This is a genomic window from Bdellovibrio sp. (assembly GCF_036384735.1).
In the GTDB taxonomy this organism is placed as follows: Bacteria; Bdellovibrionota; Bdellovibrionia; order Bdellovibrionales; family Bdellovibrionaceae; genus Bdellovibrio.
Window position 1 is genome coordinate 14,116 of the sequence record NZ_DASVLT010000019.1, and the last position, 20,074, is coordinate 34,189.

Consider the following 20,074-nt stretch of genomic DNA (forward strand, 5'->3'; position numbering starts at 1 on the left):
AGACTCGGCTCCAAAAATCTAATACTGTTAAGGCTTGGCTATCCCAGGCCTTTTTTATTTTTTGGAGTGCCCCATGTCCTCACAAGCTAGTTCAAAAATTTCTCCTCATGTTCGCGTGCGTTTTGCACCTTCTCCAACGGGTTACTTGCACGTTGGTGGTGCTAGAACTGCTCTTTACAATTATCTTTTTGCGAAAAAAAATGGCGGTGAGTTTATCCTTCGTATCGAAGACACGGATGAAGCGCGTTCGACTCAAGAATCTTTGCGCGGTGTTGTTGATGATATGGTTTGGTTGAATCTTCTATGGGCAGAGGGCGTTGACCCTGTGACTTTGAAAGACGTAGGCCCATTGGGTCCGTATCGTCAAAGTGAACGCCAAGATATCTACAAAAAATATGCTGATGAGTTATTGAATTCTGGAAAAGCTTACTACTGCTTTTTGACGGATGAAGAAATCGAAAAGCAACGTGAAGAGGCTTTGAAGGCGGGGCGTTCTCCGCACGTGAATTCTCCATACCAAGATTGGACTCTGGAGCAGGCAAAAGCCAAGATCGCTGAGGGTGGCAAGGCGGTTGTTCGTTTCAAAACTCGCGATCTTAAAAAAGACTATATCTTGAATGATCAGGTTCGTGGCGAAGTTCGCTTCCCTTCAGACATGGTCGGTGATTTTGTGATTCTTCGCTCGGGTGGTATGCCTGTTTATAACTTCTGCTGCGTAATCGATGACCACTTGATGAAAATGACTCATGTGTTCCGTGCGGAAGAGCATTTGCCGAACACTCTTCGTCAGATGATGATTTATGAAGCGTTTGGCTGGCAATTGCCAGAGTTCGGTCACATGGCTTTGATCTTAGATGAGGATCGTCAAAAACTTTCAAAGCGTAAGGGCGCAGTTGCTTGTGGTCTTTTGAAAGAGGAAGGCTATTTAGCTTCCGCTGTTTTGAACTTCATTGCTTTGCTTGGATGGTCTCATCCTGAAGGTAAAGAGATCATGTCGGTGGATGACATGATTCAGGCTTTCGATATCTCTCGTTTGAATTCTTCTGGGGCGATCTTTGATCGTGTGAAATTCAAATGGATGAATGCGCAGCATTTGCGTGCTCTTCCGAATGCAGAACTTTGGAAAGCGATTCAACCGTTCTTGGCTCGCGAGAAAATGGATCTTCCGCAAGATCCTGTGTGGCAAGATAAATCCATCTCGTTGTTTAAACCGTACATGGAAGTTTTAGCTGACGCGATCGAATTGTATAAACCTTTGAATGATAAATCTTATGTGATTCTTCCAGAGGCAGACGAAACTTTGAAGTGGGAACCAACAAAGGCTGTTTTAACAGCATGGCGCGATCTTCTCGTGGCTCACCCGAGCGATTTTTTGACGGAAGATGAGTTCTTGAAGCTTCAAGATGAAGTGAAGAACAAAACAGGTGCTAAGGGTAAAAACTTGTTCATGCCAATTCGTGTGGCAGTGATCGGTAAGCCTCATGGTGCTGAGTTGAAGATTCTGGTTCCATTGATCAAGAAGTCTTCTTTGATTGCTCGTGCAGAGCAAACATTGACGAAAGTTTAATCGTAAATAATTGCGACGGAGATAGGGATGTCACTGAAGATATACAACTCGCAAAGTAAGTACCTTGAAGAATTTGTGCCGCTGGATCCGCCGCACGTGAAAATGTACGTATGTGGTCCTACGGTTTATAATTATCTGCATGTCGGAAACTTCCGCGGTGTTGTGGTGTTCAACCTGGTTCGCAATTGGCTTGAGCACTTGGGTTATAAAGTATCCTATGCCCTGAACTTTACAGATGTGGATGATAAGATCATCAATCGCGCGCACGAACTGCATACAACCCCTGGTGAGTTGTCTGAAAAGTATATTGCTGAATATAAAAAAGATTTTTCTTCCCTGGGGCTTCGTCCTCATGACTTCAATCCGAAAGTGACTGAAAGCATGAGTGAGATCACGGACATGGTTTCTTTGTTGATTAAAAACGGCAAAGCCTATGAAACCCATGGTGATGTGATGTATTCCATCGAGTCATTCAAAGATTACGGCAAGCTGAGCGGTCGTCATACTGATGAATTGCAAGCGGGAGCTCGGGTGGATGTCGATGAGAAGAAGCGCAGTCCTTTAGATTTTGCTCTGTGGAAGGCTGCGAAGCCGGGCGAGATTTCATGGCCCTCTCCGTGGGGACCAGGTCGCCCGGGGTGGCATATCGAGTGTTCTGCCATGATTCAAAAAATCTTTGGTGAACAAATCGACATTCATGGCGGCGGTATGGATTTAATCTTTCCGCACCATGAAAATGAAATTGCACAAAGCGAAGGCTGCACGGGCAAGCACTTCGTAAAATATTGGATGCACAATAATATGTTGAACTTTGGCGGTCAGAAGATGTCCAAATCTTTGGGCAATATCGTGACGATGCGCGAGTTCTTAGAGAAAAATAGTGCTGAGGTGTACAAATGGATGATCCTGTCTGTGCACTATCGCACGATGAGTGACTTCAGTGATGCGGCGATTGATCGTGCTGTATCTGGATTGGCACGTGTTTACTCTGCGATGGCATTGGCTGAAAGCTATATGACAGGCGAGGTGAAGATGGCAGACCAAACGTTCGAGAAAATCACTGTGGACGCCTGGACTAAGATTGAATCAGCCCTGAATGATGACTTTGGTACTCCGGAAGCTTTCGCTTCTTTGTTTGAAGTGGTTCGTCAGTTCAATTCGCAAGTTCGTCGTGGTATGAAAACAAATCCGGCGATTCAAGGAAAGTCTGTGGCGTTCTTGAACTTCGTTCGTAGATTTGGGGCTTTAATGAGCATGTTCCAAGAGCCTCCTCATGATTTCCTTATTCAATTAGATAACTTGCTTTTGCAAAAGATGAGTGTGGAAAGATCTGCTGTAGATGCGATCGTTGCGGAAAGAACTCTAGCCCGCGCTAATAAAGATTTTGCGAAATCTGACGAGCTCCGTGCGAAATTGAACGGTATGGGGATAGCGGTTAGCGATTTGGCTGACGGTTCCTTTTGGGAAGTTGCTAAGTAATTATCGCAGTCACGAAAGAATATTAAGTCTTGTATTAAATAAAAAAGGGAAGCGCCTGCTTCCCTTTTTTATTTTGTCTGCTTGCTCCTGCAATCGACAGCAAATTTGTTTCAATAATTTTTTTTCGTGAACCCATTACTGCAATGTCAGTTCGTGGCGCTTGTTATTGCGAATGTCGTCTTCGTCCATCAATTGCGGACGATACTTTCCTTCGATAAAGAGTTTTGCCTCATCGCTATAATATGGCGACAGAACATGGCCTGATACTCCAAGTGGATTGATGCCCCAGCTTTTTTGTGGCAGAGCAAAGTCGATGATTCGTCTTGTGGAGGGGCCTGCGACGACGTCAAAATTTCCGCTCAAGCCTCGTTGTTTGTTGTTATTGATTTCGTTATAAGCTCCTGGGATGGCTCTTGGACCTACATTTAATAATAAATTCATTGGAAAATAGTCACCAAAAGGGTGCTTGTATGTGATGCGATGGATGTCGCCCCATATTGGTAAGTGCTCCCATTTTGCTAACGCCCTCTTGAAGCCTTCAGTGATGACTGTGGTTTGATCTTTGTTTTTCCACCAAGGTGAGTTTTCATTTTTCAAAATGCGCTTATAGAAAATCCATGCATGTGTTGTGTGCAAATAGGATTCACGTTCTTGCGGATCAAGATTGGCCAGGATGATTGCAAGATTTTCGTTATTCCATTGATGATAGAATGCCGCTTCTTGAGAGTCGATTTCTGAGTGACGATTCCATTTTTTCAATTTCACTAAAAGGGAGGCGTATTTCGATTGCTCCTTGATGTCCAGCTGAAGCTTTTGCAGAAGGTGATCAAGAATAGGTGTTGTGTTGATGTTGAAGTTCTCTGTTTGCAGAGTCTTCATTTCTTCCGCTGTCCACTTATCCTTTTCTTTTAAGGCTGATGTGATGGTTTGCAAGCGGTCATCGGCTTGCCAGTCGCCGCGCAACTCGGCAGGGGCAGAAGCTGGACGAGAGTTTGCTGTGACAATAAATCCCGAATCAGGATTTACTTCATGAGGTTTGTCTTCCCAAGCCATCATGTGATCGTAGTCGTCTTCTCCCGTCGAGCCATCCAGGATGACGTCCGAGTTTGGATTTTTCTTAATAGCGATTTCACCGTAAGTCCACCACGCAATATTTTGTGGATCTGCATACATGACGTTAAGGCCTGGAGCTGTTCCATCTTTAAGTGAGTTTTCAAACTCGGTGATATTCTTCGCTTCTCCCATGTGGTAGAGCGTTGCCATCGTGTCGTTGTGCGGAGAATTGAATGCCCATTTTAAAGCGATGTTCTTTTGATCAAGCACTTCGTCCATCAAGAAGCCGTGAGGTGTCTCAATCATTTTAAAACTCACGTCAGGCTTGTTTTTAACAACGATGATTTCATTCCATTCGCTGTAAGGTTGCCATCGGCCTTTGCTCATTACCATTTTCTTTTCGCGATCGAGGCGTTCTTTGTAAAGATCCATGTCATCTGTTTCAGACATGGTGAAACCCCAGGCGTGATGACGGGAATGGCCCAAGACTGCAAAGGGAACCATCGGAAGATAATGACCATAAAGTTCAAACTCTGGAGTATGAATATGGGCTTCGAACCAGACGGCTGGCAAAGAGTAGCCAATGTGCGGGTCGTTAGAGAAAATACTTTTCCCAGATCGAGATCTTTTAGGAGCAAGTAACCATGAATTGCTGCCGTCGAAGTATGGGGCATACTTATTTTCTTTAGCGATCATCAGAGGTTCGAGCAGGTGCAAAGCTTCCGTGATTTTTATCGGAGTTTTTAACTGATCATTACGAAGATCTTGAAACATTTCTGGCGTCAATTTTTTTGCAAGCGAAGTCATCAGAACGTCGTTACGAAGGGCGACTCCAAAACTGAAGGCCATATGACCTGTCATGATATAAGCATCAAGCGGTGTGAACGGACGAGGCTTGTCGCGCAGATAGACCAATTCAGGTGGAAGCGGGTGAGTGGCCATGTATTGGTTCACTCCATCGCAATAGGCTTCCATTTCGGCCATCATTTTTTCATCGTATTTTCCAGATTTCATCTTTTCAGCGAGCATTTGCTCGACCGTGTGGCGCAGGCCTAGGCTTCGATAGAGTTTATCACTGCGAAGTCCCACCTCGCCCACCAATTCGCTTAAGGTTCCCTGAGTCATGCGACGAGCCATTTCCATTTGGAAAAGGCGTTCGCTGGCCATAACAAAACCAAGCGCCCGAAGCGAATCTTTCTTGGTTTGTGCAAAAATATGAGGAATGCCGTACTCGTCACGAATGACTTTTACAGGCGCCGAAAGATTTTTTAGCTGAGCAGTTCCATCCAGGGGTGCCACCGAGCGCTTGAGGAAAATAAATACGCCCAGAAGCACAATAAAAAGAAGGGCCAGGTAACGTACAAGTATCTTCTTATAGTTTTTCTTCATGCTGTTACTGTCGCAAATTTGCTGGGGCGGGTCCAGGAAGCAATTCAGATTGTGTGAGTGTGAGAATATGAATGTCACTCTGCATAATTGGCGCAGAGGGCGAGACCTTTAATTTCTAGAGGGAATTGTGCATTTTTGCTATGCTTGAAGGGATGGGCTCAACCTACAAAAAGAACTTTCAATTGGTGTCTGACTTTAAACCTTCTGGGGATCAGCCGAAAGCGATCGCGCAGATGGTGGAAAACTTTAACTTGGGTTTGAAACATCAAACTCTTTTGGGTGTGACAGGGTCTGGGAAAACTTTTTCCATGGCTCACACGATTGCACAGCTCAATCAACCGGCGTTGATTTTGGCTCCTAACAAGACTTTGGCGGCGCAGTTGTATGCTGAATTTAAAGAGCTGTTTCCCAAAAATGCAGTAGAGTACTTCGTCAGTTATTACGACTACTATCAACCGGAAGCCTATATTCCTTCGACCGATACTTACATCGAAAAGGATTCTGCGATTAACGAGCAAATCGATCGCATGCGCCACTCGGCGACGCGTTCGTTGTTTGATCGTCGTGACGTCATCATCGTCAGTTCTGTTTCTTGTATTTACGGCTTGGGTTCTCCGGAAGCCTACGAAGGTATGATGATTCAGATCGTCTCGAACACCGAGATGAAGCGGGATCATTTGCTTCGTGAATTGATTCGCGTGCAGTATTCGCGCAACAACGTCGATTTTCATCGTGGAACTGTTCGCGTGCGTGGTGACAATGTTGAAATTTTCCCGCCCTACGAGGAAGACCGCGCGGTTCGCGTGGAATTCTTTGGGGACTTTGTTGAGCGCCTGTCATGGATTGATCCATTGACGGGACAAGTCTTGGAAGAGTTGGATCAAATCGGCATTTATCCTGGAAGCCATTATGCGACCGGAGATGAAAACTTAAAACGCGCCATCAAGACAATTCAAGATGAATTGCGCGACCGCCTACAGAGTTTAAATCATGATTTGAAATTCCTAGAGGCCCAACGTCTCGAGCAAAGAACTTACTACGATATCGAAATGATGGAGCAGATGGGATTCTGCCAGGGGATCGAGAACTACTCTCGTCACTTAACAGGCCGTGGCCCCGGTGAGCCACCTCCAACATTGCTTGAATACTTCCCAAAAGAGTTTGTTACGTTTATCGATGAGTCTCACGTCACAGTTCCACAAATCGGCGGCATGTATCGCGGGGACCGCGCCCGTAAGATGACGTTGGTGGATCATGGGTTCCGTTTGCCATCAGCTTTGGATAATAGACCTCTGAATTTCCAAGAGTTTGAAAAGATGATGGATAAAGTTGTCTATGTGTCTGCAACACCTGCGAATTATGAGTTAGAAAAATCTGAAGGCATTATTGTTGAGCAGATCATTCGTCCGACAGGATTGATTGATCCTGTTGTTGAAGTTCGTCCTGTGAAGAACCAGGTCGATGATTTGCTTAAAGAGATCCGTGAACGTATCAAGCTTAAAGAGCGTGTTTTGATCACGACTTTAACCAAACGTTCTGCGGAAGACTTGACCGAATATTATGAAAATCTAGGTATTAAAGTTAAGTATCTTCATAGCGACATTGATACATTGGAACGAACGGAAATCCTGCGTGATTTGCGCCTAGGCGTTTTCGACGTTCTTGTGGGTATCAACTTATTGCGTGAGGGGTTGGATATTCCAGAGGTCAGTCTTGTGGGTATCACCGATGCGGATAAAGAAGGATTTCTTCGTTCTGAAAGATCGTTGATTCAAACCATCGGTCGCGCTGCCAGGAATTTGAATGGCCGCGTGATTCTGTACGGAGATATCATTACGGACAGCATGAGAAAGGCCATTGGCGAAACGGACCGTCGTCGTCGTATTCAGCAGGAATATAACGAGGCGCACGGTATCACTCCGCAGTCCATCCGCAAGAAAATTCGGGATGGTTTGGGCGAGACTTTCGATGGAACGTTGTCGACTCCGCTTCAAGGTGAAAATAAGTCCCAGGCAATGCTCAACAAGTTTTCTCATCAGCCGGATAAGTTGCAGGATGAAATCTCTAAACTTCGTGCCCGTATGAAAGAGTTGTCGGCGAATTTAGAGTTCGAGGAAGCAGCTAAAATCCGTGACGAAATCAAGCGTCTACAAATTGTTGAGCTCAACATCCGCAGTGGAGAAGTTGAGGCTGAAAGTGCGGAGGTCAACAAGGATGGCCTCAAGTAGATTTGAAGAAGTCCGCGATAAGGTCAAAGAATTCCCCACGCAAAGTGGTGTTTATCTAATGAAGGGGCATGCCGATAAAATCATTTATATCGGTAAGGCAAAGAATCTGCGCAACCGTGTGCGCAGTTACTTCACGGATAGCAAAGATCATTCTCCGAAAACACGATTGCTTGTTTCGAACATCTTTGAAGTTGAATACATTCTGACAAAAACTGAAGTTGAGGCTTTCTTGCTGGAGGCCTCGCTTATTAAGAAGCATCGCCCGAAGTACAACATCCGTCTTCGCGATGACAAGGCTTATCCATACATTCGCTTTAGCTGGGGAGACGAGTACCCTCGTCTTTACTTGGCCCGTAAGGTAAAAAAAGACGGCTCCCTTTATTTTGGTCCTTACACTTCAGGCTTTGCAGTTCAAGGAACCATTCGTTTTTTGAATCGAACCTTTAAGATTCGTGATTGCAATGATTCGATGTTTAGAGCTCGCACGCGTCCATGCATGACTTATCAAATAGGTCGTTGCACAGCTCCTTGCGTGAGGTATGTTTCCAAAGAGGAATATCGCATGGAAGTGGAAGGCGCGAAACTATTCTTGAAGGGCCAAAATCGCAAGGTTGTCAAAGCGATGACAGAAAAGATGAGAACAGCCGCTGATGAAGAAAAATTCGAAGTGGCGGCGCGGCTTCGTGATTCTATTGAGTCTATTAAGACCATCCTGCAAAAACAAGCCGTGATCAATGATACAACGGAAAAAGATCAAGATGCTATTGGCTTCTATGGAGATGAACGCGGTTGTTTGATTGAAACGGTCCACGTACGTGCGGGACGTGTGATTGGAACCAGGTCTCATTATTTGCCACATTTTGATCCGAATGATCCCGTGGAAGATCCGCGCGAGTGGATGACGGACTTCCTGAATCAGTATTATGAAGACAACTTTATCCCTGATGAAGTTTTACTTCCATTGGATATCGGTTCCGATTTGAGTAAATTGATGGAAGAGGTTTTAAAAGAACGTTCTGATACGAAATCTACGGTCAGATTTGCTACGGATGAGCGGGGTCGTAATTTGGTCGACATGGCCAATGAAAATGCTAAAGCTCATTTCACGAAATATGTTTCTAAGTCGGAAGAGAAACTTCGTGGTTTGGAGGAAATCAAAGAACGCTTGTCTTTGCCAGAGCTTCCTCGTCGTATCGAATGTTATGATATCTCGACATTCCAAGGGGCCGAAACTGTGGCCTCCCAGGTGGTCTTTGAAGAAGGTGTTCCGGCCAAAGAACACTACCGTCGTTATAAAATTAAAACCGTTCAAGGGATCAATGACTTCGCTTCTATGTATGAAGTGTTGTCTCGTCGTTTTAAGCACACGGAATATGAAGATCCTCAATTGATTGTGATCGATGGTGGTAAGGGGCAGTTGTCCCAAGCTATGAAAATCCTGGAAGAGATTGGTCGTAAAGACATACCAGTGGTGGGCTTGGCGAAAGCGCGCACCGAAAGTGACTTTCAAAAGCAAGAAGTCGAGTCGACCGAAGAGCGTTTCTTCCTGCCGGGGCGGCAAAATCCTGTGGTTTTCAAAAACAACGCCGAAGCCCATCATATTTTGACGGGGATTCGGGATGAGGCCCATCGTTTCGCGATCACTTACCATCGTAAACTCCGTGAAGGAACGTCTTTGGAAAGTGAATTGGATTACGTTGTGGGTTTGGGTGAAAAAAGAAAGAAAACTCTTTTGACTCAGTACAACTCTATTGATGAAATCAGAATGGCTGATCCGACGGATATCGCTAAACTAAAAGGCTTCAATAGAGTCTTGGCCGAGCGTGTGGTCCTTCAGCTTAATGATACCGAGGAAGAAGAGATCGAAGCCGAATGAGAAATCACGCACTGTTAGTTGGAATGGGTATTTTCTTTAGTCGTATTGCAGGCCTTGTGCGCGAGCGCGTTTTTGCTCATTATTTTGGTAATTCAGATGCCGGCGATGCTTTCAAAGCGGCTCTAAAAATTCCTAACTTCTTGCAAAATCTTTTTGGTGAAGGTGTTCTGTCTGCCAGCTTTATTCCTGTTTATGCCTCATTATTAGCAAAGAAACATGATGAAGATGCAGCGAAGGTGGCCTCTGTTATTGGAAGCTTGCTGTTTCTAATGACTTCAATTTTAGTTTTGAGCGGGGTGTTTGCAACTCCGTTCCTGATTGAGTTGATTGCACCAGGCTTTACCGGTGAAAAACGTGAATTGACGATTAAGATCGTACAAATTCTTTTCCCTGGTACGGGCTTCCTTGTGATGTCTGCTTGGTGCTTGGGGATTTTGAATTCTCATAAAAAGTTTTTCCTTTCTTATGTCGCGCCTGTGATCTGGAATGTGACCATTATTGCGACCTTGATGTTATGGGGCGGAAAGCAAGGACAGTTTGATCTTGCGATCACAGTTTCGTGGGGATTGGTTGCGGGAAGTTTTTTGCAGTTCTTTGTTCAGCTTCCATCGGCACTTCGTTTGGGTAAAAAAATCCGTCCTTCTTTTATGTTCACAAGTTCTGTGAAAACAATCGTGGGTAATTTTGTACCAGTGGTTGTTTCCCGCGGTGTAGTTCAAGTCAGTGCTTATATCGACAATATGCTTGCTAGTTTACTTCCAACGGGGGCGGTTTCTTCACTTGCTTACGCGCAGACTTTGTATCTCTTGCCCGTCAGTCTTTTTGGGATGAGCGTTTCTGCGGCGGAGCTTCCGACAATGTCCCAGGCGACTGGCAGTGAAGAGGAAGTGCGCAAGTATTTGCAAGATCGATTGAATAAAGGTCTGGCACAAATTGCTTTCTTTATTATTCCCTCTGTGGTGGCGTTCCTTTTATTGGGCGATTTGATTGTTGGCGCAGTTTTTCAAACGGGACAATTCGATGCGAATAGCACTCGTACTGTATGGCTGGTTTTGATTGGTTCCACTGTCGGATTATTAGCATCGACATTGGGTCGGCTTTATTCTTCAACATTCTATTCTTTGAAGGATACCAGAACGCCTTTGAAGTTTGCGATTATCCGCGTGGTCTTTACGACAGTGCTTGGTGGATTGTTCGCCTTTGTGTTGCCTAAAATGTTGGGGCTGGATGCTTCTTGGGGAACTCCGGGTTTGACGGCTTCGGCTGGGCTGGCAGGTTGGATCGAGTTTTTTCTTCTTAGAAAATCTTTGAATAAAAAAATTGGTCAAACGGGGCTTGCATTGAAATATCAATTGAAGGTTTGGTCTATCGCCGTGATCAGTGCTGGAATTCCATCTCTGTTAGTTCATTTTGCGATTCACGGCCATATGCATGTGATTGTGAAAGCTCTTATCGCCGTTGTGATATATGGCTTGCTCTATTTCACATTAGGTTATTACCTGAAAGTCGAGCAAGCTCATGCATTCCTTCATAGAATTGTTCGTCGCTTTAAATAGAGCGACATTCGACTAAGCTACCAGCGAATGCCCCATCCATAAAGATAAACGACAAATTGGCCGGCACTTGTGTAGAAGATCAGCTGGCCATTGTATCCACCCTGATACCAAGGTCTGAACTCGACGGTAGCGTCACAGATCTGTCCTGGGTAGAGAATTCCAGGACAAGTCGTTCTGCCAAAGAATCCTTGTCCATACAAAGCCACTTGATTGATGTAAAGGGGACCGGGGCCGGTACTTCTTAATGTAAAGCGGGCCCAACGACTTTGATTCACAGGAACTTGGCCGAAGTTGTATTGATAAGTTTGACCGTAATTGGGATTGCCTTGACTTGGTTGTCCTGGCTGTCCTGGCTGCCCCGGATGGTTCGGTTGATTGGGTTGAGTCGGTTGCTGTCCATCGTCGGGCAGTGGATTTGGTAAAGCTTGTGTTAGCGTCGGCGAAAGTGGTTGATCATCCGTGGTGATTGTCAGCCCAGACTGAGTTGGATTTGCATAACAAGCCAATGAAGTTAAGACTCCGACCAGAGTCAGCATCCATGTTTTCATAGTCACCTCTTTCTAGTTTCAATTTTTGTTGAAGAATGAATTGGTCGCAAAGAAAAAGCGTTATATGCTTTTCTTGTCATGAAAGAATCCGTTTGGTCTCCGCTGAAAATTTCTGTGTATCGTTCTTTTTGGATTTGCGCCTTTTTGTCAAATCTCGGCACCTGGATTCAAGACGTGGCGGCAAGTTGGGTGATGACACACCTTTCGACGTCACCATTGGTTATTTCTCTGTTATCTTTCACAATGAATTTGCCTATGGTCTTCTTGAGTATTCCCGCTGGATTTATTGCGGATCAAGGGCATCGCCGTCGTATTCTTCTGGCTGCGCAGATTGTGATGTTTTCGGCGGCAGCTGTTTTGGCATTTTTAGTATGGGAAGAGAAAATCACCGAGTCTTCGCTGCTGGCTCTATCCTTGATCTTGGGAATTGGAGCGGCTTTGACGAATCCGGCTTTTCAGTCCGTATTGACAGATTTGGTGCCTGCTGAAAGTCAAACTCAGGCAGTTCTTGTGTACTACATGGGAATTAATATCACTCGTGTTTTAGGGCCTACAATTGGTGGAGGTATCTTAGGCGGATTTGGTCCATCGATGGCGTTTCTTTTGAATAGTTTTTCTTTCATGGGTTTGATTTTATTTTTCTGGCGGTGGCCAGTTAAAGAATCCATTGAAGTGAAAAAAGACATTCGCTTCACGCAAAGCGAATGGAAATTTTTATTTTCTCTGCACAATATGAAATTGTGGATTGAGATTTTCATCGTCACATTCTTCGCAAGCTCGCTGTGGGCACTCTATCCGACTCGAGGTCGAATTGAGATGGGCTTAAGCAGTTGGCAGTATGGTTCCTTGCTGGGTTTTTTGGGGTTGGGGGCCTGCTTCAGTGCTGTTTATTCTCAGAAACTTATGCAGCCTCATCGCACGAATACGTCGCTGTCCGGGGCCTACTTGGTTTATGCTCTTGGATTATTTTTGATGGCGATAGCGCCCAGTTATATCTTCATGTGTGAAGCGATGTTCTTTGCGGGGATCGGTTGGTTGATTCTTGCGACACTGATGAACATGAGTTCTCGTCAATTGACAGGAAAGTCTCACTTAAAGGCGACAATGCTTGGAGTTTTCCTGGCTGTCTTTTATGCGGGAATGTCCTTGGGCGCCGTCAGTTGGGGAGCTTTTGCTAGATTTAGCTCCACTTCAAGAGCTTTGTTGGTGGCGGCTATTGGACTGAGTATCACAGGATTTTCCAAATTCATCCGCCATTACATGCTGAAAGAAAGTCCGTAAAAGCCCGCGTCTTAGTGAACGCGATGGCAGGCCGTTTCTTTTTCTTTCAAGCACACGGTGCACTTTGCCTCTTCCTGAAGGACTGAAATTTCAGAATCCTGTCGATAATTAAACTCAAGAGGACCGTGGCACAATTCGCAGTTGTTCACGGATTGTTTAAAGCTTTCTCTTTTAATAAATTCATCTGTCGGAATGATGTTAAATTTGAAAACTTCCATGGTGGCCCTCCTTGGCTTGATACCTTACTTTTCGGAAGGGTTTTGTCCCAACTTGAGACAAGTTTTTGTGTTTTCATGCCCAGCGCACGGCGCAATTTCCATGGTTTTAATGGTCTATAGTCTGGGGTGAATGTAAACTTCGACCCATGAAAGATTATATTCAATATCTTGAAGAGGTTTTGGGCCTGCAAAAGGTCATGATCTCTGAGTCGCCTCAAGCCGCAGGAGTGGTTGCAACAACGCCATCGCGCATACAGTTTTTTACCGAGCAGGGTGCTTTTGTGCCCTCGTCTCTTCAGCATTTTGAATTGATCTTTTTGAATATTCTCACACAAGCGAAAGAGAGTCTCTTTTTGCCGGAAACGAAAGAGCTCTTTTCGAAAATGAAAGCCGCAATGAAACTGCGCAACCTTCAGTATCTTGAGTTGGATTGCACAGTGGAAGACCGTTCGAAATTACCATCCGAGGTTGCAAAATTATGTGAAAGCAAGGTGGTTGTGGTTTTTAGTTCATTCCCCAAAGACATTGGCGAATTGATTTACAAGGGGCCGGGGAAGTGGATTGAGACCTACAGTCCCGCGTATTTGCTTGAAGATGCCGGTGCAAAAAAAGTTGTGTGGAATGATCTCCAAAAAGTGATGAAGGAGTTAAGCTTATGAAGCTTCTGGTCTCAGTACTGATTTTATTACTGGGAATCAAAGTATCAGCAGCTTGCACGGTTGCAGTCACGATCAATGAGGCAATTTCCGCGTCCACTTTGGACTATCTTGAAAGAGCTGAAAAGAGTGCTATCGAAAAAAAATGTGATTCGTTGTTCGTTCGATTGAACACTCCGGGTGGAAGTTTGCAAAGCACCCGTTTGATCGTTGAAAAAATTTTGGCGTCTTCAATTCCTTACATGTGTTTGATTACTCCCAGTGGAGGTCATGCTGGCAGTGCTGGTGCAATTATTTTACAAGCTTGTCATGTCAGTGGGGGATTGCCTGCGACCAACGTTGGTGCGGCGACACCTATTTTAGGATCAGGCGAGCAAATGCCTGAAGATCTTCGTAAAAAGATGATTAACGATACTGTCAGTTGGATGGAAGGTGTGGCAAAGCTTCGAGGCCGCAGTCAGAAATTTTCCCGTGACATCGTGACAGAGGCCGCGTCTCTCAGCAGTGAGGATGCGCAAAAGCAAGGCGCTATTGATATTCTTGCGGTCAATGAGACTGAATTCTTAAAACAGGCTCAAGGGCGTAAGGTTAAAATCGGTGAACAAAAAGAAATTCCTGTGGTAGTGGGCGATTTGCAAGAGTTCGCTCCTGATCTTCGCTATAAAGTTTTAAACTTGGTGGCGGATCCCGAGTTTGCGTATTTGCTCTTCATGGGAAGTCTAGCTCTTCTTTATGTTGAAGTGACCCATCCAGGATTGATCGCTCCCGGTGTGATTGGGGGAGTAGGATTGGTTCTGTCACTGATCGCATTCCACAAGTTGGATGTCGCATGGGGTGGTCTTGCACTTATTCTTTTGGGTATTGGTTTCTTAATCGCAGAACTTTTTGTTCCAAGTTTCGGAGCTCTCGGCATCGGTGGCCTGATTTCCGTTTTCGTGGGAAGTTTATTCTTATTTGATCCACAAACAACCGGATATCATTTGCCATTGTCGGTGATCACACCTGTGGTCTTGGTTTTAGGATTGATTTTCTTAAGCCTTGGATATTTGGCATTTGGAACATTGAAATTGAAAAAACGCGATCTAGATCATGACCTGCAAGAGGCAGAGGGCATGGTTGTCTCTGTGGAGGCTGGCGGGCATCGCGGGCAAATACAAATCATGGGTGAAACTTGGAAGTTTGTTTCTGAAGATCCTCTTGAGATCACCGACCGCGTGCAGGTGAATTCGCGCCAAGGTCTGACGTTATTAGTGAAGAAAGTTAAAAGGAGTAGGTAATGGAGTTTTTAATAGCCATCGTCGTCATCGGAGCCATCATTTTTAGTTCCATGGTGAAAATTTTAAATGACTGGGAAAGAGGCGTAGTTTTACGTCTGGGTCGCGCTGTCGGAGTGCGTGGACCTGGTTTGATTCTTTTGATTCCGTTTGTTGAGCGTATGATGAAGATCGACACACGTACTGTGGCGATGGATGTTCAGCCTCAAGATGTGATCACGAAAGACAACGTCAGCATGCAAGTGAATGCAGTTGTGTACTTCAAAGTGGTTTCGCCCCTCGAGGCTATCACGAAAGTTGAAGACTATTACTTTGCCACAAGTCAGTTGGCACAGACGACTCTTCGTTCGGTGATGGGGCAATATCCATTGGATGACGTGCTCGAACATCGTGATAAAATCAATGCAACTCTACAAGGCATTCTTGATAAGCACACAGAGGCTTGGGGTATCAAGGTCACAATGGTGGAAGTAAAACAAATCGATCTTCCAAAAGAGATGCAAAGAGCCATGGCGCGTGAGGCCGAAGCGGAGCGTGAGCGCCGCGCCAAAGTAATTAGCGCAGAAGGTGAATTGCAGCGTGCACAAAAACTTGCGGAAGCCTCAACCACTATGTCTAGTTCTCCGTCTGCCTTGCAGCTAGCATATATGCAGACGTTGACTGAAATTGCTGGGGATAAGTCCAACACTGTGATCTTCCCGTTGCCAATGGATTTGATTAAACCGTTCATGGAGCTGACTCACAAAAACTAGACTTTCATCGACGCTACATTGTTTGTTTAAATAAAGAAGGCAGAGCAAGAAGTTCTGCCTTTTCTTTTTCCACGGACGGGGTAGCAGTGAAAATTATCTGGGCATTCATCGGCTTCATATGTGTGTTGATGACTTTCGTGCCCGATGCTCAGTCCTCTGTGGATCCTTCCCATCAGTTTGTGCGTGTGCGCTTGATGACAATTTCTAAGCGCTTTCAACTTTCTGGAATGAGTTTGCGTTTTCAAAATTTGGCTCAGATCTATCGCCCGGTCGCCATCCCGCAAACAGGCCAGGCGGAAGTTCGTGTTTTACATAAAGACGGAAAGAAATTTTGGTCTTTACGCTTGAACAATCAAGACCATGAACATCTGTTCACTGAAAAGTATTTGATGATTCAAGGCGATTCTTTGCGTGCAGGAATGCAGACGCTGCCTTCAAAAATTCTTTTAACTCAAAACGGTAAAGACAAGATGGACGTGATCGGTGTTGTCCCTTTAGAAGAATATATCACCGGCGTTCTTTCCAGCGAGATGCCTTCTTCGTGGCCTCTTGAAACTTTGAAAGCCCAGGCTGTCGCCATTCGTTCTTACACATTGGCGGTCATGAACGAGCGTCAAGATCGTGCCTATCACGTTGAAAGCTCCGTTCTTGATCAGGTGTTTCGCCATGTGATGGATCAGGACGATGATAAAAAAATTAAAAAAGCCATGCAGGCTGTTCGTGAAACTGAAGGTGTGACTTTGCTCGGACCAGATAAGAAAGTTTTAAAAGCTTTCTACCATGCGGATTGCGGTGGTCACACAACAACGGCAAGAAACGTTTGGAAAAGTGGAGTGGATGCAGGCGTTGCGATTGATGAGTCTTGCCCAACGGGGCCGCATTCTCAGTGGAAACTCACTTTGACAAAACAGGAATTAGAACGTCGTCTTCATATTTATGGTTTGCAATCAATTCGTTTGATCCGCAACACAGCTGATTCCCGCGTACAATCTGTTAAGGTCGCTGCAAATAACGATGAAGAGCTTTTTAGCGCCAATGACTTCCGCCAGATGGTAGGCTTCCAAGATCTTCGCAGTACTCTTTTTACTGCGAAAGACAATGGTGCCACGGTGCAGTTTGCAGGGCAGGGATTTGGTCACGGTGTGGGATTGTGTCAGTGGGGCAGTCGAGCGATGGGAATCAGAGGCGCAAAATATACGGCGATTCTGAAACACTACTATCCTCTGGCCAAAATAAATTAAGTCTGTAGAAAGTCGGAAATGATCTCGGCAAGAAAATAAAAAAGGGACTGTGCAAGTCCCTTTTTTATTTCGAAATAGAAATTCTTTTTTCTAGAATCCCATAAAGACGCGAGCTGCAAACATGAAGACCGCGCCTAAGATCAGAACATTTGTTGCTGTGACTGTCATAATCGTTCCCTCAGTGAAATTATCTAAAAGTGTTTAAGATTTGATACATTTCCCATTTCGGTAAAATGATAGAATTTCTTGAATTTTCGTTTTTTCGCCTAGCTTTTAGTCAGATTCATAATGAGATGGGTGCCCTTTTTGCGCATCTTCCATAAGGTTTAGACGATTAGCTCCCCTCTGAATCATGTTGAGAAAGTGTGGAATTCTGAAGTGATTATGGAGGGTTATCCAGTCTTGCTAAGCTTGGCATAGGCATCGCAATAGGATCTCTATGAACGGTGCCCATGATCGGGTCACTTTAAAAGAGAGGCTGTTATGAAACGTATCAATACTAAGCTTATGATCCTTCTTGCTGGATTCTCCTTGATGGGAGTTGGTTGCAGTAATAATGGTTTGAGCGCTGCAAACTCTTCGGTAGCAGATACGGGTTTGACTGGTGGGGCACCTTCAGCTCCAGACTCCGGTTCATCAACAGATTCATCTTCGACTTCATACACGAATGTCGCGACGTTTGTTCCGGTGTCATTGTCTGAGTTCAACTCTTACGTAGGAACTCATCCATTGAATGCACCAACAAACTTCAAAGTAACTGTGTCTTTGCAATCAACGGGTTCGAACGGTGACCGTTACGGCGGTACGGTTCAAATCTCTTACATTGATACAGGTTACCAATACACAGGAACTTTCACGGCAGGCACTGGTCAAAACGTATCATTGGATGGTTTGAAAGATAATGGAACTTACGAAGCTGATTTCAACAGATGGTTTTCATCTGGCGGTTCAAACAAGTTCTCTGGCTTCTTCCAAGATAGCTACGGTTCCATTGTGTTGGTTATCGACAGTGTTGTGAATCAAGGTGATGCTCAAGGTGGTTCGATTGTATCAGGATCTATCTACTATAAGAACTTCGCACAATCTTACGCGACTCAGTCTCCGTATAGAAAATGCTGGTTCATTTATACGGGTCCTTATGCTTGCCGCGATTCAGGCGTGATCAACAAATCATCTGTCTACCCAACAGATGGTGGTTATAGAAAACTTGGTACATTCTCTGGATTGAATGTATCCCAAGCTTTCCAATAAAACAGATTTTTAGAAACGAAGATATTAAAAAAGAAAACCATTTTCGAAAGATAAAGAAGAAAGAGGAAGTTATGGAAACACTTAAGCTAAAAAAATTAAGTTTTTCTGCAAGACTTTTCACCCGTGCCGTCGCAGCTTTGTCAGTCATGATCTTTATGGCAGCTTGCGGAAATAAAGGCGGAGACTCTGCTCCACCGAATACACTCCTTGGCATCACGAATTGCGCAACTTGTGCGACATCGATTCCAAGTGCGACAGCAATTGATGTCTTCAGTGCGAAGAATGCGACAGGTTTGGCGCAATTTGCGAATATGCAATTGATTGTCAGTGCAACAATGTTCACTCCAGGCGCAAGCTCGGCTTACAACTTGTACACAGGCCCCGTGGCAGTTCAAGGTCAATTCATCGCTGGAACAACATTAGTAGATCCTGCGGCAACATACGGCTACGGAAATTCATGCACCATTCCTGCAGGTACTTATGTGATGCAATCGTCAACTGTAGGTCAAATGTCTTTGGGAATGCTACAACTTCCAGAGTTGATCTCGACAACTGGTGTAGTTATTCGCATGAGAGTGGATCAAGGTATGCTTTATAAAGATGCGACTACACAGCAAACACGCATGTATGGCAGTGTGTACATCACAAGTGTGAACGGAGTGCCTTGCTCAAGTTCATTCTCTGATGTATTCAACTAAGAAGTTCATCAAAAGGAAATCCTAACCAAAATTAAAACCCCGAGTACATAACTCGGGGTTTCTTCATTCTGGTGACATAATAATTCTTGCGCTTGCTGAAAAGTCTAGGTCATAATAGTGATATGGAATTACCTCTTTGGATCGACTTCTTTGATGAACTTCAGAATGTACGAGGACGTTCCCAGAATACGGTGATGGCTTATCGCCGCGATTTGGAACTCTATATCGAATACTCAAAAACAAATAAATCCGTTGCCGGCTTTTACGAATTTATGAAAAAGCACAAGCTTTCAACTCGTTCGCAGGCTCGCGTGATTTCTTCTCTTCGCACGTATTTTAAGTTTTGCGAAACTCGAGGACAAAAATGTCCTGAGCTTCGTGAATTGAAGCCGCCGAAGGTGAAGGTAGGACTTCCTAAAGTTCTGACTCCACAAGAGTTCCAGCAGCTTTTTGATGCTGCTGAAGGCAATGATTCCGTTAAGACGGCTCGTAATCAATTGACGTTGCTATTCTTGTACGGACTTGGCTGTCGAGTTTCTGAGCTGATTGCATTAAATGTTGTGGATTTTAATCCTACAGATCGTTGGATTAAAGTTCTTGGTAAAGGCAGCAAAGAGCGTTTGGTTCCGTTGACTGAGAAGTTGACCGAGGAATTAACGAAGTACTTGCGTGATTCTCGTCCATCATTAATGAAAGAAAATTCCCCATCGATTTTGATCAATGATCGTGGTCATCGCCCTTCACGTGTTGACGTGTGGAGATGGCTGGCCGCATGGTCACTTCGTGCTGGTTTCCCAGAGCCGGTGAATCCTCATCGTTTCCGTCACGGTTGTGCGACGGCATTGCTAGAAAGTGGAGCGGATCTTCGCTCGATCCAAATGCTTTTGGGGCATGCAAGCATTCAAACAACTCAGATCTACACAAATGTGACGACGAATACGATGACTCGCACTATTGAAGAACATCATCCACTTTCTCAGCTTCAAGAAGTTGAAAAGTAGGTTTCG

At 44.8% G+C, this 20,074-nt stretch carries 16 protein-coding genes; 13 read left to right on the top strand and 3 right to left on the bottom strand.

What is annotated here, in order from left to right:
* The first annotated feature begins 73 nt into the window (after positions 1 to 73).
* Both gltX and cysS read left to right on the top strand, forming a co-directional pair.
* The gene (gene gltX / locus VF412_RS05810; RefSeq protein ID WP_331338273.1) at positions 74 to 1,567 is read left to right on the top strand and encodes a glutamate--tRNA ligase; all 1,494 of its coding nucleotides are present in this window, start codon (positions 74 to 76) and stop codon (positions 1,565 to 1,567) included.
* A gap of 27 nt (positions 1,568 to 1,594) precedes the next feature.
* The gene (cysS, locus tag VF412_RS05815) at positions 1,595 to 3,046 is read left to right on the top strand and encodes a cysteine--tRNA ligase (protein WP_331338274.1); all 1,452 of its coding nucleotides are present in this window, start codon (positions 1,595 to 1,597) and stop codon (positions 3,044 to 3,046) included.
* A gap of 135 nt (positions 3,047 to 3,181) precedes the next feature.
* Here the strand turns inward: cysS and VF412_RS05820 are convergent, their stop codons facing one another.
* Positions 3,182 to 5,488: a penicillin acylase family protein gene (locus VF412_RS05820; RefSeq protein ID WP_331338275.1), complete on the bottom strand. Its 2,307-nt coding sequence runs from the start codon at positions 5,486 to 5,488 to the stop codon at positions 3,182 to 3,184.
* A 152-nt stretch (positions 5,489 to 5,640) separates the two neighbouring features.
* Here VF412_RS05820 and uvrB point away from each other — a divergent pair, with 152 nt between their 5' ends.
* From uvrB to murJ, 3 genes are read left to right on the top strand one after another with little or no spacing between them, the layout of a single operon-like run.
* Positions 5,641 to 7,716 carry an excinuclease ABC subunit UvrB gene (uvrB, locus tag VF412_RS05825; RefSeq protein ID WP_331338276.1) on the top strand — a complete coding sequence of 692 codons (2,076 nt, stop codon included), beginning with the start codon at positions 5,641 to 5,643 and terminating at the stop codon, positions 7,714 to 7,716.
* Positions 7,703 to 9,592: an excinuclease ABC subunit UvrC gene (uvrC, locus tag VF412_RS05830; protein WP_331338277.1), complete on the top strand. Its 1,890-nt coding sequence runs from the start codon at positions 7,703 to 7,705 to the stop codon at positions 9,590 to 9,592. Before uvrB ends, uvrC begins: the two co-directional genes overlap by 14 nt.
* Positions 9,589 to 11,148, top strand: coding sequence for a murein biosynthesis integral membrane protein MurJ (gene murJ / locus VF412_RS05835; protein ID WP_331338278.1), 1,560 nt, complete (start codon positions 9,589 to 9,591; stop codon positions 11,146 to 11,148). Before uvrC ends, murJ begins: the two co-directional genes overlap by 4 nt.
* A gap of 17 nt (positions 11,149 to 11,165) precedes the next feature.
* Here murJ and VF412_RS05840 read toward each other — a convergent pair whose 3' ends face one another.
* Positions 11,166 to 11,696 carry a hypothetical protein gene (locus VF412_RS05840; protein ID WP_331338279.1) on the bottom strand — a complete coding sequence of 177 codons (531 nt, stop codon included), beginning with the start codon at positions 11,694 to 11,696 and terminating at the stop codon, positions 11,166 to 11,168.
* Between the two features lie 78 nt (positions 11,697 to 11,774).
* Between VF412_RS05840 and VF412_RS05845 the strand changes: the two genes are divergently transcribed.
* Complete coding sequence (locus tag VF412_RS05845; RefSeq protein ID WP_331338280.1) at positions 11,775 to 12,977, top strand: MFS transporter; 1,203 nt, start codon at positions 11,775 to 11,777, stop codon at positions 12,975 to 12,977.
* Positions 12,978 to 12,988: 11 nt separating this feature from the next.
* Here the strand turns inward: VF412_RS05845 and VF412_RS05850 are convergent, their stop codons facing one another.
* Positions 12,989 to 13,195 (bottom strand): hypothetical protein, encoded by a 207-nt coding sequence (locus VF412_RS05850; protein ID WP_331338281.1) that lies wholly within the window; start codon positions 13,193 to 13,195, stop codon positions 12,989 to 12,991.
* 146 nt (positions 13,196 to 13,341) lie between these two features.
* On the opposite strand from VF412_RS05850, the gene VF412_RS05855 reads away from it, so the two are divergent.
* From VF412_RS05855 to VF412_RS05885, 7 genes are all read left to right on the top strand, one after another.
* Positions 13,342 to 13,854, top strand: a complete 513-nt coding sequence (locus tag VF412_RS05855) for a hypothetical protein (protein ID WP_331338282.1) — start codon at positions 13,342 to 13,344, stop codon at positions 13,852 to 13,854.
* Entirely contained in the window at positions 13,851 to 15,128 is a 1,278-nt protein-coding gene (locus VF412_RS05860; protein WP_331338283.1) for a nodulation protein NfeD, read from the top strand. The genes VF412_RS05855 and VF412_RS05860 overlap by 4 nt, the downstream gene beginning before the upstream one ends.
* Positions 15,128 to 15,877, top strand: a complete 750-nt coding sequence (locus VF412_RS05865) for a slipin family protein (protein WP_331338284.1) — start codon at positions 15,128 to 15,130, stop codon at positions 15,875 to 15,877. The genes VF412_RS05860 and VF412_RS05865 overlap by 1 nt, the downstream gene beginning before the upstream one ends.
* A gap of 86 nt (positions 15,878 to 15,963) precedes the next feature.
* A complete protein-coding gene (locus VF412_RS05870) occupies positions 15,964 to 17,118 on the top strand; it encodes a SpoIID/LytB domain-containing protein (RefSeq protein WP_331338285.1) in 1,155 nt (384 codons plus the stop codon).
* 483 nt (positions 17,119 to 17,601) lie between these two features.
* The gene (locus tag VF412_RS05875; protein WP_331338286.1) at positions 17,602 to 18,369 is read left to right on the top strand and encodes a hypothetical protein; all 768 of its coding nucleotides are present in this window, start codon (positions 17,602 to 17,604) and stop codon (positions 18,367 to 18,369) included.
* 71 nt (positions 18,370 to 18,440) lie between these two features.
* A complete protein-coding gene (locus VF412_RS05880; protein WP_331338287.1) occupies positions 18,441 to 19,067 on the top strand; it encodes a hypothetical protein in 627 nt (208 codons plus the stop codon).
* A gap of 122 nt (positions 19,068 to 19,189) precedes the next feature.
* A complete protein-coding gene (locus tag VF412_RS05885; RefSeq protein WP_331338288.1) occupies positions 19,190 to 20,068 on the top strand; it encodes a site-specific tyrosine recombinase in 879 nt (292 codons plus the stop codon).
* Positions 20,069 to 20,074: the final 6 nt, after the last annotated feature.

What these genes read in the sequence shown, in the direction of transcription:
- VF412_RS05820 (WP_331338275.1), bottom strand. Translation starts at nt 5,488, where the DNA reads ATGAAGAAAAACTATAAGAAGATACTTGTACGTTACCTGGCCCTTCTT.
- VF412_RS05885 (WP_331338288.1), top strand. Translation starts at nt 19,190, where the DNA reads ATGGAATTACCTCTTTGGATCGACTTCTTTGATGAACTTCAGAATGTA.
- murJ (WP_331338278.1), top strand. Translation starts at nt 9,589, where the DNA reads ATGAGAAATCACGCACTGTTAGTTGGAATGGGTATTTTCTTTAGTCGT.
- VF412_RS05850 (WP_331338281.1), bottom strand. Translation starts at nt 13,195, where the DNA reads ATGGAAGTTTTCAAATTTAACATCATTCCGACAGATGAATTTATTAAA.
- uvrC (WP_331338277.1), top strand. Translation starts at nt 7,703, where the DNA reads ATGGCCTCAAGTAGATTTGAAGAAGTCCGCGATAAGGTCAAAGAATTC.
- cysS (WP_331338274.1), top strand. Translation starts at nt 1,595, where the DNA reads ATGTCACTGAAGATATACAACTCGCAAAGTAAGTACCTTGAAGAATTT.
- VF412_RS05840 (WP_331338279.1), bottom strand. Translation starts at nt 11,696, where the DNA reads ATGAAAACATGGATGCTGACTCTGGTCGGAGTCTTAACTTCATTGGCT.
- VF412_RS05865 (WP_331338284.1), top strand. Translation starts at nt 15,128, where the DNA reads ATGGAGTTTTTAATAGCCATCGTCGTCATCGGAGCCATCATTTTTAGT.
- VF412_RS05855 (WP_331338282.1), top strand. Translation starts at nt 13,342, where the DNA reads ATGAAAGATTATATTCAATATCTTGAAGAGGTTTTGGGCCTGCAAAAG.
- VF412_RS05860 (WP_331338283.1), top strand. Translation starts at nt 13,851, where the DNA reads ATGAAGCTTCTGGTCTCAGTACTGATTTTATTACTGGGAATCAAAGTA.
- gltX (WP_331338273.1), top strand. Translation starts at nt 74, where the DNA reads ATGTCCTCACAAGCTAGTTCAAAAATTTCTCCTCATGTTCGCGTGCGT.
- VF412_RS05845 (WP_331338280.1), top strand. Translation starts at nt 11,775, where the DNA reads ATGAAAGAATCCGTTTGGTCTCCGCTGAAAATTTCTGTGTATCGTTCT.
- VF412_RS05875 (WP_331338286.1), top strand. Translation starts at nt 17,602, where the DNA reads ATGAAACGTATCAATACTAAGCTTATGATCCTTCTTGCTGGATTCTCC.
- VF412_RS05880 (WP_331338287.1), top strand. Translation starts at nt 18,441, where the DNA reads ATGGAAACACTTAAGCTAAAAAAATTAAGTTTTTCTGCAAGACTTTTC.
- uvrB (WP_331338276.1), top strand. Translation starts at nt 5,641, where the DNA reads ATGGGCTCAACCTACAAAAAGAACTTTCAATTGGTGTCTGACTTTAAA.